We start from the raw sequence: 13,510 nt of genomic DNA, 5'->3' as shown, positions 1-13,510 counted from the left end.
CCTCTAAGCATTAACTGACGAGAGCAGCGGCACCTGAAGCGATTTCGCTGACCTCTTTCGTAATCGCGGCCTGCCGCGCCTTATTGAACGAGAGTGTCAGATCACGCACGAGATCTTTGGCATTATTGGTTGCATTGCGCATTGCGACCATTCGTGCACTATGTTCACTGGCGATACTTTCGAGCACCGCCTGATAGATCTGCGTTTCGACGTAACGTGGCAGAATGCTGTTCAGTACATCTTCTTCGCTCGGCTCATAGGTATAATCGACATTAATGGTGGTAGAAATATCAGGGCTTTCCACCGGCAACAACTGCTTTATCGCCGGTCGCTGCACGAGCGTATTGATGAACTCGCTGTAGATAATGTACAGTTCATCGTACTTACCCGACTGGAAGCCACTGATCGCGCTGATCGCCACCCCGAGAATCGCCTCAAGCTTCGGTGCATCACCGAGGCGAATAGCCTCGCCCGCTGGCGCGAAGCCGGTGCGCAAGAAGAAGTCACGTCCCTTCCGACCAAACGTGTACACATCAACGGTGCGCCCCATCGCCCGTTGCTCGGTAATAAAACGCCCGGCACGGCGTAGTACATTCGCGACGAGGCTACCGCAGAGACCACGATCAGGCGTCACCACCAACAGCGCCACGCTCTTCACCGTCTCGCGTTTTTCGAGCAACGTACCACGGCGCGCCGCACCGACCACACGCGCAGTCAGATTGGCCATCACCTCTCGCATCCGGTCGGCATATGGCCGGGTTGCCAACACATTCCGTTGTGCGCGCCGCATCTTCGAGGCCGATACCATCTCCATCGCCCGGGTAATCTGAGCGACGTTCTTGACAGAGCGGATGCGGCGCTTAATCTCACGACTACTCGCCATAACGAACCCTTTGCAGTCAAGAGACCGGCGAGCGGGCGCACGGCCCGCCCACCGGAGATCTGCTAGCTATAGTTACTGGTCGCCTTAAACTCCTTAATCGCCGCCTCCAACGCCTCCTTAACCTCAGGCGTGGGGAACTTGCGATCAAGGCGATTGTCGTAGATCAGCTTCCGCACTTCTGGATGGGCGGTGCGCAGGAAGGCCAGAAAATCATCGCGCCACTTCGTGATCATTGCCACCGGCACATCGTCGAGGTAGTTGTTGGTAGCCGCGTACAACACGGCCACTTGATCTTCGACGGCCAACGGTTGGAACTGCGGCTGTTTGAGCAGCTCTTGCAGCCGTTGACCGCGCTCGATCTGAGCCTTCGTTGTGGCATCGAGATCACTGGCAAATTGGGCAAAAGCGGCGAGATCGCGGAACTGGGCCAGCTCACCCTTCAGCTTACCGGCGACAGCCCGCATCGCTCGCGTTTGCGCTGCACTACCGACGCGCGACACCGAAATACCGACATTGAGCGCCGGACGCTGACCGGCGTTAAACAAGTCAGCCTCCAGATAGATCTGACCATCGGTAATCGAAATAACGTTTGTCGGAATATAGGCCGAAACATCGTTAGCTTGCGTCTCGATCACGGGCAAAGCTGTCAGCGAACCACCACCGTATTCCTCGTTAAGACGGGCAGCACGTTCGAGCAAACGTGAATGCAGATAGAAGACATCACCGGGGTACGCCTCACGACCCGGCGGGCGGCGCAACAACAGTGATACTTGGCGATAAGCGACTGCGTGCTTGCTCAGGTCATCGTAGACGATCAAAGCGTCCTTGACCAATTTTCCGTTGAGCATCACGCCGTTTTCCATGATCTCTTCGCCCATCGCACAACCGGCATAAGGCGCAATATACTGGAGTGCAGCACTTTCCGATGCGGTAGCCGAAACTACGATGGTGTACTCCATTGCCCCGTACTTCTCGAGCGTACCGACCACCTGCGCCACCTGCGCCCGGCGCTGGCCGATGGCGACATAGATACACACCATGCCTTGACCTTTCTGGTTGATGATGGTATCAATCGCCACTGCCGTCTTACCGGTTTGGCGGTCACCGATGATCAACTCACGCTGACCACGACCGATCGGGATCAAGGCGTCAATCGCGATGATCCCGGTCTGCACCGGTGTATCGACCGACTTACGGGTAATCACACCGGGAGCGATACGCTCAATTGGGCGCATCTTTTCATACTGGATCGGCCCCTTGCCATCGATCGGCTGACCGAGCGGATTAACCACCCGGCCCAGCAGACCTTGACCAACGGGCACTGAGATTACGCGGCCAGTCGAGGTTACCAGATCCCCTTCCTCAATGGTTTCATCGTCACCGAGAATAATAGCAGCGACGCTATCCTGCTCGAGGTTCAGGGCAATACCATAAATCGATTCATTCCGGCCGGCCTTAGGCGGGAACTCAACGATCTCAGAGGCAACGACCTGATCAAGGCCGGACAGCCGCGCGACGCCGTCACCGACGGCAATCACCGTTCCGACATTGACCTGACGCGGCTGAAGGTCGACGCCGCTGATGATGCCCTGCTTCAGCCGGGCGATCAATTCTTCAGTAATCGTCGTCATGCTCTACTCCGTCGCGCTGGTTGCCGGCAACACCGGGCCAGCGAGTTGAAGGCTGAAAAATCAACTTGCCTGTAATGCACGCTGAATAGCGCTCAGGCGGGCACGCAGGCTATTATCGAGCACCTGATCGCCAACCCGAATAATCAAACCGCCGATCAGTGTTGGATCAACATGGTAGGTGACATGGACATCGCCGTAGCGCCGACGCAACTCACTCGTAATCCGTTCCTGCTGTTCGCTGCTCAGTTCAATCGCACTGGTTACACTGGCGTCGATCACACGACCACCGGTTTCCAGATAGGTCTGGAGCGCTTCGGCCACTGCATTCAACTCGCCGCTTAATCCCTCTTTTGCCATGGTCAGCAGGAAATTGCGCACCTGTGGCAAGAGATCGGCGGGGAGCACTGCCGCTGCATCGCTTGCCGGAAGACCGGCGATCCGCGGCGCAGCGGCTCGAATCTGCTCAGCAGCCGTACTTAGCAGAGCTTCCACCAATGGAGCGGCCAGCGCCCGTGCGTCAATGGTTGTTGCCATACTCTCCGTTCCTCACGCAGACTGGGGGCGCCAGTCGTGCAACGCTAGTTCCGGCGGTCGAGCGCCGCCAGCGACTCGGCAATCAACGCATCATGGCCGCGGGCCTGCAACTCGGCGCCGAGCACGCGACTCGCCGTCAACGTTACCAGATCGGCAATCTGGCTCTTAGCCTCGCTTAGCAAGCGAGCACGTTCTTGCTCAGCTTGCATGCGAGCCTCCTCTTTCAAGCGTTCGGCCTCACGACGCGCCTGCGCAATGATCTCAGCTTCCTGCTGCTTCGCCCGCTCTTGTGCTTGCGCCACGATCTTGGCTGCCTCCTGACGCGCTTTAGCCAGTTCAGCCTCGTAATCGCGCTTGGCGTTTGCCAACTGCTCGCGCACCTTTTCTGCATCTCGTACACTCTCTTCAATGCGCTTGGTACGCTCGTTGAGCAAATTCATCACCGGTCGATACAGCAGCGCGCGCAGAATGAAGATAAGCAGTAGAAAGTTGACCAGTTGCGCGAGAAATAGGTTTAGGTTAATGCCTAATGCTTCCACCCTTTTCGCCTCCCGTAACGTGTCATGATTCTACTGCAACACGCCGAAACCGATCAAGAATGCAATCACCAGACCGAAGATGGCAAGCGCTTCGGTAAAGGCAATACCGATAAACATGTAGGTCACCACACGATTTTCAATTTCAGGATTGCGGCCGATCGCCTGCACCGCACCCGAAACAATGATCCCAATGCCGACACCCGGCCCAATGGCGCCCAAACCAACAGCGAGCGCGGTTGCGACGAGATTCAAACCCTCCATGATTGAAATGCCTCCTTAAAAGCAGACTCTGCAACGATCCCTTATTACAACAACACGGTACAAACCGCATGAACCCAAACTTAATGTGCGTGCTCCTCGTCGTGGCCGGTCACGGCAATATTAAGGAAGGCGTAGGTCAGTAGCGCAAAGATAACCGCCTGGATAAACCCGACAAACACCTCAAAGCCGTAGAACGGCAACGGTAACAGTAACGGCAAGAGGAACGCCATGACTACCAACAACACTTCGCCGGCAAAGATGTTACCAAAAAGACGGAAGGCCAGCGCGAAGGGCTTCACCAGTTCGGAGATGAACTCGATGATGCCGACAAACGACATGATACCGTTGAGATTGAAGAACTTCTTCAGATAGCCTGGACCAAGTGCTCGGAAACCCCAATACTCGATAAAGACGAACGAAATGGCCGCAATCGCGAAGGTAAAGTTCAGATCGGCAGCCGGCGCGCGGAAGAGCGGTACCAGCTTCTTACCCTGTGCAGCGCAGGTGTCATGCACCTCTTCACTTTCAGCGGCAAGCACATTTGCCGGGCCGATCAACGCCAATCGCTGTTCGACTACGCCATGCATATCTTTCTTTTCATGGCAGACACCGATTGAACCAACCCCTGGCAAGAGACCAAACCAGTTACCTAGCAGCACAAACAGGAAGATCGTTGCAACCAGCGGAAAAGCGGTTGCCACGTACTTCGCGTTCATGTTGCGGAACAGGTTGTAGAGTGCATCAAGGGCAAACTCCATCACGTTCTGCAAACCACGTGGCACCATCTGCAGGTTGCGCGTTGCCGCAAAGGCTAAAGCAATCAGCAGAATGTCAACGATAATGGTAACAACGAACGAGTTGGTAATGGGGAAACCAGGAATGCCATCGAAAATAACTTCGGCGGCAACTTCGACGTGAGGTGGACCGGTGTAGAGGAAAAAGCGACTGACAATAGAGATAACAAGTGCCCCTGCGATAATCAGAATAGTTCGAGTCCGCGTTGACAACGCCTACCTCCTACTCGACAACGTCGGGCATCACTCAGCGTCTTGCCATCGTGTACGCTGCCGCCCTAAACACGAACGATCACTTTTTTGTTCAGTCTTTCACAATCAGTATAACGCACTTCGCAACATTTCGCAACCAACCGCTCGGCTGAGGTTGCGTGTAGATAGGTTTTGCAAAGCCGCCGCGAGTATACCATAGCTGCGCAGGATGGGCAAACAGTGGTAGCGACGGTTGTCGTCAGGAATCAACGGGCACACGAAGAGTGAAGTGTGGTAGCATCGGAGGTTAGGAGGTATCGCGGAGGCACAGGGAATGGTTCGGATATCACGAGCGACATCGGGTAGAGGCATAAGACTCTATGCCCCTACGACGACTTCGCTAACACCTCGCGTAATTCACGGATAGCGCGTTTAGCATTCACCCACACCGCACCGATTTTCGAACTTGCCACCCGCTTATTGAAGACCAAAACCAGCAAGAAGCGCTGAGCAACATCGAAGCAGTACAGATCGATATTCACACCTTCATGAATATAGACACTGGTTGCGTCTTCCTCACGCAACTGGCGCGCAACCTCACCGGTCGTTGAGAAACCGGTCGACAGGAGAGGCAAAACCACCATTAACGGCAAGTTGCCTTTATCGCCAGTTTCGACCAAAATCATCCCGGCGCGGTCGGTCAGCATAATACTCTGCGTACCGAGATCTTGGCCCAATTGACCCATAATACTGCGGATTGCCGCAATATTTTGCTCAGTCACGATAAGGTTACGACCGTCACTCCGCCAACCGATAGGCGGTTCGGTAGCCGATGACGATGACCCAGCACGGCGCTCGGCTGCCGCCCGTGAACGAGCAGCCAAACTGCTTCTGGCAGTAGATACCTCTCGCTCGGCAGCTTCCCGTTCGGCGGCTTCCCGCGCAGCACGTTCCGCTGCTTCTCGCTCGGCACGTGAGGGTAAGACGATGCGCGCCGGCGTAAAACCACGCCGAGCAGTAGGCTCAGACGCCGGTGAAGTTTCTTTGGCGACCGGTGATGGTTCACGGTGAGAGGTTTCTTTGGCAGCCGGTGGTTCACGGAGTGTCGATTCGCGCAGGTCCGATTTGGTTGACGGAGCAGGTGGTTCACGGCGCATCGGCTCGCTCGCGACGGGAGCAGGCGACGGAGTTGGTGATGTCGACTCATGATGGATAGCCTGAAGCGCGGTGCTCACGGCGGCGCGCACTGCATCGAGGCTGACATCACCACTTAGCACGGTACTAACCCCGGCCGCCTTGGCACGGGCACGGTCGGCAGCAGTAATGCCGGACCCCCACAGTACCACCCGTGTATTCGGATCGAAGTTCGGCACAATCTCGGCCAGATCGAGACCACTCATCTCGTCGAGTTCTAGTTCGCTGAGCACGAGATCGGGTGGTTCGGTACTAATTGACCAGAGAGCTTCATTGGCCGAATCGAAGATTTGCACAGTAGCGTCGCCGGCCAACGCCTCAGGAAGACTGCGTAATATCGGATTAGCACGGGCGACCACGACAATGCGATATGTCATTGGATTCTCTCGCAATTGTGCTTAAACGATCTCATTTACTACTGCTCACTAGTATACTCGAAGTCGCTACGATTTGCAGTAGTGATTCTGATCCACACCGGTTTAGTTATGCAATCACTTCGACACAACTGCGCGGCAACCAGATCGACTCACCAGTTTCGAGGAGCACTTCGACGGCAGCAGTACGCACACCAGAAGGTAGCCGTTGAGGGAACACCGGCAAGCTACGGATCTGACCGAGATGACCGAGGTGGTCGTGGCTGAGGAGACGCACACGCGCACCAACACGCAGTGGTGGACGCGGCGGATCGAGTGCAGTACTGCTACTCCTTGACAGCGGGATGATCATACGTGGTCGGCGATGTGGCCGGCGCAAATCGGTGCTACTCTCGATGAAGACTTCGCGTCGATCATGCGTAGCGAGTAGTTCAAACAATGGCGCAGCCATCGGAGCATTGCCAATCCCTTCGGTAATGACGATAGTCAGCGGTGATTCGATCAAACCAGACCACTGCCAATTGCGCACACCGATTGTCCACGGCAACCGTTTTGACAATCGAAAAAAGTCCCGTAACTCGCTCTCGGCAATGCTACCGACGATCACACCACGCACCTGATGCTCAACTGCTTTGCGTAACGCAGCAGCACTGATCCCACTACCACCAATAACCACCGCATACATGCTTTGCGCATCGATCATCGCTTCGGTGATCGGCTCAGCGGGATCGAGAGTGAGCAAGCGAGTAACTCCATTACAATCGGGACCAAAACTACCAACGCCGTACAATTGTGCAGCGGGAGTTTCGATCACAACCTGTTGATTATTGACGATCTCCATGACAATCCCACGGATGCCGGCGGTAAGAGTGATCTGACGAGGTTCCGGTACAACAAACGCATAGCCGGTAGTTGCATCAACCATCGTTAAGGTACCTTTGACAGGACTAAGCACACGCCGACCGGTTAAACCACGCCGACGGGCTATTACCGCACCGGCATTGATCGGTTGCCCGATCGGGGCCACGACGGCACGCGCTGCCTGCACCGGTGGCAAACCGAGTTCACGAGCGAGATTAATAAGATATGGTTGCGGCTGACTTAGACCGCGGGCAATAACGTCATCGGGTTCGACCCGACCGCCTTGCCGAACCAATATGTCTCCGGGTTGGGGCAGACAACGTTCTAGGCGAGCGACAGAGCTTGTGACAAGGGGTGGCACACCATCTGGTACATACAGCATAGTGATATCCGTTTACGCTGTGTTACTGGTGCCATTATAGCACGTGCTAGTAGATAACCGGCATTTTCCTGCAGATAGCTGTTAATACACCCGCACCGGGACTCCCAGATCGGCCCACGTATACAACCACTGCGCATCATCGATCCGTAAGTTGATGCAGCCATGCGATATACGCACGCCGGTTCCGTGCGCATTGTGCCAGTACGTACCGTGGAGGGCGACCCCACCAACCACATACTGCACCCACGGAATGTTCGGCACATACCAACACTCACCACCGAGACAATCGGCCATCGTTTGTTCGGGCAAGCGATAGTAGATCGCAAACTCACCTCGTGGTGTATTGAAGCCATCACGACCGGTCGCGACCGGTGCGGTAAAGACGAGGAGGTCATCCTCGTAGGCAAAGAGACGCTGACGGGTCAAATCAACTTCGATCCACCGGTGCCACAGCGCCGGGCTCCAATCGGGTGCGCCGGGCAAGCGGGCAACCGGCGCCGTACTGAGGCCAAGCTGTGCCGCCACACGCCGACCAAGATCATCGATCTGAACTTCGTCAAGGGTATCGAGATCGAATCCGTAGATAAGCTGCTGCTGACGGAGAAACGGTGAGAGCGCTTCCGGCCGGTACCGCAACCAGGCTCGCTCAAAGTATTGGGTCAGGACACCGTTATCATAGAAAGCGTCGCTAATCGGGAAGCCAAATACCGGTAAACCACCATGACGCTCCCAGAATTCTAGAAACTCGCCACTCACCCAATACCCGGTTTCGGCAAAGAATGCACCGTCACCGGCAGATGCGGGCGGCATCACCAGTCCCTGCGGGTCGAACCATTCCCGTCCGAGCAGGCCTAATTGCACTTGCTGTGGCGTTCCGGCATATTCAGGATGGTACTCAAACCTAGCTCGCTCGAAATATTGCACAATACGACCATCAACCACTAATTCTTCAGTAATCGGCATGCCAAAGGTGTGAAGCTGACCATTGGCACGCCAAAAATCGAGAAAACCGACCCGATTGGAAAGATGATGGCCGGTTGCCGGGAAGTAGACGGTACGCACAACCGGTAAACGACTGCGAGCGGCTGTGGGATGTGCAGTAACCGGATGAAACCAGTACAACCATCCGAGAACGCTTATTGCAAGGATGCTCAGCGTGGTCGTTATGTGACGATGATGGGTTGTCGGTAGGATAGTGTATGACATTGTAGGACGATAACAACGGAAATACCTTATTCTATTATTATAGCAGTTCCATTACTACATCAACATATCAACCGTATTACTTTCAGCTTGTTGCAGAGAAGAGAAATCTTTAGCTATACTACGATAAGTAACGGAAGTACGGCGAGCGTCATATGGCAGATCTGTTTACCCCGATCCAAGTGGCAGGCCGGCAAATAGCTAATCGAATCGTGATGGCGCCGGCGCCGAGTGGTCTCGCCGGGACCGACGGATTTTGCCATGGAGCGCTCACCAGTTTCTACGAGCGACGGGCACAAGCCGGTGTTGGTTTGATTATCGGCGAACCAATGTTTATCTATGCGCCACCCACTCTGGTCGCACATCTTGGGATATGGCACGATTGCTTTCTGCCGGGTCTCCGACGATTAGTAGCAGCAGCCCATGCATTTGGGAGTCGAATTGCCTTCTTGCTCGAGGCGCCAGCCATCGCCCAAATACCTACCACGCTGATTGATGATTACGTCCAGGCGACGTGGCGTGCATTGGCCGCCGGGGCAGACGGCGTCTTCATCTCCATTGCCGATGATGGTATGCTGGCACGACTCGTCTCACCAAGCCGTGCCACCGACAATGGGGTAGAACCGGTGATGAACGAACGGATTCTGCCGGTATTGACCATTCTGGAGCAGATGCGCCACCTCTTCGGTCGTCGATTGTGGATCGGGCTACGTATGCCGGCGGCTGAGTTGATTCCCAACGGTCTCAGCCATCAAGATGCACGGCTCATTGCCCGGCGGGCCGTGGCTGCCGGAGTGCAACTGCTTGATGTCACATTGACGCGCTATACTGCCGACGTCGCCCGTTTTCCAGGCTGGACACTGCCATTGGTAGCCGGGATACGCCGGATCGCCAGTGAAGCAGTCGTGATCGGGTCTGGGCAATTGAGCGATCCATGGTTGGCCGACGCTGCCATCCGAGACGGCAGCGTCGATTTGGTCATGCTGTGTACTGCTCTCCGCTATGTACCCGAATGGCCAAAACTAGCAAAGCGCCTGTTGCTACCGGTTAGCGCAAGATAACCAACAGCACCCCCGCGGCCACGGCAGAACCGATCACCCCGGCAACATTCGGGCACATCGCCTGCCAGATCAAGTAATTCTGGTGATCTTCTGCTTGAGCGAGACTATGGGCGACGCGAGCAGACATTGGGACTGCCGACACCCCAGCTGCACCGATCAGTGGGTTGATCTTATTCTTCGTGAAAAGATTGTAGAACTTGGCAAACAACACGCCACCGGCAGTCGAGATGGCAAAGGCACACGCACCGAGTGCGAAAATAGCAATTGAGCGCGGGGATAGAAAATTACTGGCCTGAGTGCTGGCACCAACGGTCAGACCGAGCATAATCGTTACGCTGTCGATCAAGGCGCTACGCGCAGTCTTGGCTAATCGCTCGGTGACGCCACTCTCTTTAAGTAAGTTGCCGAAGAAGAGCATTCCTAGCAACGGTAGCGTATCAGGGACAATCAGGACACAGACGATCAACCCGATAATGGGGAAGAGGATGCGCTGGGTACGGTTGACTTCCGGCGGTGGCGGCATACGAATGAGGCGTTCTTCGCGGGTGGTGAGCAGCCGCATAATCGGTGGCTGAATGACCGGTACCAATGCCATGTACGAATAGGCCGAGACGGCAATTGCGCCGAGCAGATCGGGAGCAAGTCGCGACGCAATGAAGATCGCCGTTGGGCCATCAGCGCCACCAATAATCCCGATTGCTGCTGCAGCTCGTAAGAGGCGCAGTGGATCGTCACCGGTGAGATCAAGGAAGGGGAGGCGTGAACCGAGGAAGATCGCCATCAGGAGGGTGAAAAAGATGCCGAGTTGCGCAGCAGCACCGAGCAAGATGAGCCGAGGCTGCGCAATTAGGGCCGAAAAGTCGGTCATTGCACCAATGCCGAGAAAGATCAGCGGCGGGAAGATACCGGTAATCACGCCGAAGTAGATATAGCTTAGCACACTCCCTTGATCGTAGACTCCCTGCCCCATTCCCGGCTCGAACGGCATATTGCCAAGGATAATGCCAAACCCGATTGGTACCAGCAACAATGGCTCGAAACCACGGGCAATCGCCAGATAGACAAACACACAGCCAACCACGATCATCAGTAGGTTACCCCATGCCAGATGGGCTAACCCACTTGCCTCAAAGAAGCCAATGAGCCATTCCATCAGGCAAACTCCAGTAATGGTTAACCTTGCCGCACCGAATCACCAACCTTGACATTGATAGCGCGAATCGTTCCGGCAACCGGCGAACTCACATTGGAGTTCATCTTCATCGCTTCGATCACAACGAGGGGATCATTCTCCTTCACCTGATCACCGACATTGACCTTAATTTCGGCGACAATGCCGGCAATCGGCGACACGAGTACCCCTGGCCCACTCTGATGGGTGTTCGGTGTTGTGGTTGATGACAATGATGCAGCAGCCGGTGCAGCCGATTTGGCCGGTGGCGGCGCTGCAAAGCTCGTTGGTGCAGCGACAACCGCCTCATCGTCATCGGACAACACCTCAACTTCGACCTCGTAGACAATTCCGTTGACGGTAATCCGTAAGCGTTTCATACGAACCCCACACTGTATCTGATAGCGGTCAGCGCGCGTCGAGCGGTAGCCACTTCAATCGAACCTAACGACGCAGTTGACGAGCAGCCATCACACTTACCCGGCCTAAACGTGCCCACATCCCCAACGTTTGGCGATAATAACGCACCCGCACTATCCGCACCGGCTGACCGAGTGTAGCAAAGGCTGCTGCCGCCAAGACGGCCACCAATTGGGGATCGAGCCGGTCGGCAGGTGTAGGCGTAGGTGATGGTGAGGAAACAACCGGCTGCAATACCTCGGACCGGCGGCGGAACAGATGCTGGCTAGCGCGCAAAGCACTCAGCGCAAATGCGACAATCGTCAGTACGACGAAAACAACACCTATCCCCGTCAGAGCGATCTGCACACCGACAATGAGTGGGTCGGCCGTCAGGTCAATCATACGATCTCACTCCCATAGCAACTATCACAACGGCACCAAGCCATGCTTCTTCTGGGGACGAAATTCACGTTTGGTGCGGAGCGAAGCCAACGCAAGACTCAGATAGCGACGGGTTTCACTCGGTGCGATAATACTGTCGATCAAGTTACGTGCCGCACCAACGTAAGGTGAAGCGAACTCGGCACGATAGAGACGAACAAACTCAGCATGGGCGGCTGCCGGGTCTTCTGCCTGCTTAATCTGTTCACGATAGATAATATTGACCGCGCCTTCCGGCCCCATCACTGCAATCTCACTACTCGGCCAAGCCGCGACGCGGTCTGCTCCGAGGTCTTTGCCACACATCGCCAGATACGCGCCACCGTAAGCTTTACGCAAAATCACCGTAATCTTGGGTGTTGTTGCTGCCGAATAGGCAAACAACATCTTGGCACCGTGGCGAATAATGCCACCACGTTCTTGAGCAACACCGGGCAAGAAACCGGGAACATCGACGAAGGTAATCAGTGGTATGTTGAACGCATTGCAGAAACGCACGAAGCGAGCAATTTTGTCAGAGGCATCGATATCGAGCACGCCGGCCATCACCATCGGCTGGTTAGCGACAATTCCCACCGTACTGCCATCGATGCGGGCAAAGCCGATCACAGCGTTGTCGGCGAATCCACGCTGCACTTCCATAAAATCGCCATCGTCGACCAGTCGCTTGATAATGGGGATCACATCATACGGTTCACGTGGGTCGTCCGGGATGATCGTATCAAGCACCGGATCGGAAAAGATTCGTAACTCGCCATTACCCCGATCAGGCGGATCTTCGAGATTATTTGACGGCAAAAAGCTCAGCAACCGCTTACAGATAGCAATCGCCTCGTAATCATTCTCGGCGATAAAGTGTGCGACACCGCTGCGAACTTGGGCGTCCGGTCCACCCAACTCCTCACCGGTCACATACTCACCGGTAACTTGCTTGAGCACTTCGGGGCCGGTGATAAACATCTCGCTCCCACGCACCATAATGATGAAATCCATCAGTGCCGGCGAGTAAGCGGCACCGCCGGCGCAAGGACCGGCGATAATCGCGATCTGAGGTACGACACCAGACAGCAGCACATTGCGGTAGAAGATGCGCCCATAGCCGCTCAGTGCATCGATACCCTCTTGTATCCGCGCTCCACCGCTATCGTTAATGGTGATAAACGGTGAACCACATTTAAGGGCAAGATCCATGGTTTGACAAATCTTATCGGCGTGCATCTCACCTACCGAGCCACCGGCGACGGTAAAATCTTGGGCGGCGACAAACACTTGCCGGCCATCGACACTACCACAGCCGGTAATCACCCCCTCGCCGGGCATCTCTTTATCTGCCATGCCGAAGGCAGTACAGCGATGGCGGGCAAAGAGGTAGAGCTCCTGAAACGTATCGTGATCGATCAGTATGTGCAATCGTTCGCGGGCAGTCAATTTGCCGGCTTGATGCTGGCGAGCAATCCGTTCAGGCCCACCGCCCTGCTCAAGCCGGTGGCGATATTGACGTAGGGCTGCGAGCCGGGCGTGCATCGTCATAGGTGTATGTTCTGCCGTCTGTTCGTGCTGGGTCATAACGACATGCCTCCTTGGTGG

General features: G+C 55.5%; 14 protein-coding genes. 1 reads left to right on the top strand and 13 read right to left on the bottom strand.

Translation table 11 applies throughout. The features are described from left to right. Positions 1–10: 10 nt before the first annotated feature. From ACP5OT_RS04050 to ACP5OT_RS04010, 9 genes are all read right to left on the bottom strand, one after another. A complete protein-coding gene (locus tag ACP5OT_RS04050; protein ID WP_424674913.1) occupies positions 11–883 on the bottom strand; it encodes a F0F1 ATP synthase subunit gamma in 873 nt (290 codons plus the stop codon). A 62-nt stretch (positions 884–945) separates the two neighbouring features. After that, positions 946–2,514, bottom strand: coding sequence for a F0F1 ATP synthase subunit alpha (atpA, locus tag ACP5OT_RS04045; protein WP_424674914.1), 1,569 nt, complete (start codon positions 2,512–2,514; stop codon positions 946–948). A gap of 60 nt (positions 2,515–2,574) precedes the next feature. Next, positions 2,575–3,048 (bottom strand): ATP synthase F1 subunit delta, encoded by a 474-nt coding sequence (gene atpH / locus ACP5OT_RS04040; protein WP_424674915.1) that lies wholly within the window; start codon positions 3,046–3,048, stop codon positions 2,575–2,577. Between the two features lie 44 nt (positions 3,049–3,092). Further along, on the bottom strand, positions 3,093–3,587 hold the full coding sequence (locus ACP5OT_RS04035) for a F0F1 ATP synthase subunit B (RefSeq protein WP_424674916.1): 495 nt from the start codon (positions 3,585–3,587) through the stop codon (positions 3,093–3,095). Between the two features lie 30 nt (positions 3,588–3,617). After that, complete coding sequence (gene atpE, locus ACP5OT_RS04030) at positions 3,618–3,848, bottom strand: ATP synthase F0 subunit C (protein ID WP_012258898.1); 231 nt, start codon at positions 3,846–3,848, stop codon at positions 3,618–3,620. 80 nt (positions 3,849–3,928) lie between these two features. After that, on the bottom strand, positions 3,929–4,855 hold the full coding sequence (gene atpB, locus ACP5OT_RS04025) for a F0F1 ATP synthase subunit A (protein WP_424674917.1): 927 nt from the start codon (positions 4,853–4,855) through the stop codon (positions 3,929–3,931). A gap of 365 nt (positions 4,856–5,220) precedes the next feature. Continuing rightward, positions 5,221–6,405, bottom strand: coding sequence for a response regulator (locus ACP5OT_RS04020; protein ID WP_424674918.1), 1,185 nt, complete (start codon positions 6,403–6,405; stop codon positions 5,221–5,223). 106 nt (positions 6,406–6,511) lie between these two features. Next, on the bottom strand, positions 6,512–7,645 hold the full coding sequence (locus ACP5OT_RS04015; RefSeq protein WP_424674919.1) for a hypothetical protein: 1,134 nt from the start codon (positions 7,643–7,645) through the stop codon (positions 6,512–6,514). A gap of 81 nt (positions 7,646–7,726) precedes the next feature. Then, positions 7,727–8,851 carry a L,D-transpeptidase family protein gene (locus ACP5OT_RS04010; protein ID WP_424674920.1) on the bottom strand — a complete coding sequence of 375 codons (1,125 nt, stop codon included), beginning with the start codon at positions 8,849–8,851 and terminating at the stop codon, positions 7,727–7,729. Between the two features lie 152 nt (positions 8,852–9,003). On the opposite strand from ACP5OT_RS04010, the gene ACP5OT_RS04005 reads away from it, so the two are divergent. Further along, positions 9,004–9,909 carry an NADH:flavin oxidoreductase gene (locus ACP5OT_RS04005; RefSeq protein ID WP_424674921.1) on the top strand — a complete coding sequence of 302 codons (906 nt, stop codon included), beginning with the start codon at positions 9,004–9,006 and terminating at the stop codon, positions 9,907–9,909. Here the strand turns inward: ACP5OT_RS04005 and ACP5OT_RS04000 are convergent. From ACP5OT_RS04000 to ACP5OT_RS03985, 4 genes are all read right to left on the bottom strand, one after another. Beyond that, positions 9,896–11,062 (bottom strand): sodium ion-translocating decarboxylase subunit beta, encoded by a 1,167-nt coding sequence (locus ACP5OT_RS04000; RefSeq protein WP_424674922.1) that lies wholly within the window; start codon positions 11,060–11,062, stop codon positions 9,896–9,898. The two genes, ACP5OT_RS04005 and ACP5OT_RS04000, sit on opposite strands and share 14 nt — an antisense overlap. 20 nt (positions 11,063–11,082) lie before the next feature. After that, on the bottom strand, positions 11,083–11,460 hold the full coding sequence (locus ACP5OT_RS03995) for a biotin/lipoyl-containing protein (RefSeq protein WP_428131403.1): 378 nt from the start codon (positions 11,458–11,460) through the stop codon (positions 11,083–11,085). Between the two features lie 64 nt (positions 11,461–11,524). Next, entirely contained in the window at positions 11,525–11,884 is a 360-nt protein-coding gene (locus ACP5OT_RS03990) for an OadG family protein (protein ID WP_424674924.1), read from the bottom strand. Between the two features lie 24 nt (positions 11,885–11,908). After that, positions 11,909–13,489 carry an acyl-CoA carboxylase subunit beta gene (locus tag ACP5OT_RS03985; RefSeq protein WP_428131401.1) on the bottom strand — a complete coding sequence of 527 codons (1,581 nt, stop codon included), beginning with the start codon at positions 13,487–13,489 and terminating at the stop codon, positions 11,909–11,911. Positions 13,490–13,510 lie beyond the last annotated feature (21 nt).

This window comes from Chloroflexus sp. (assembly GCF_049970315.1).
Classification (GTDB): Bacteria; Chloroflexota; Chloroflexia; order Chloroflexales; family Chloroflexaceae; genus Chloroflexus.
Note: the sequence above shows the minus strand (reverse complement) of the source record. Positions and strands in the feature narration are given on the sequence as shown.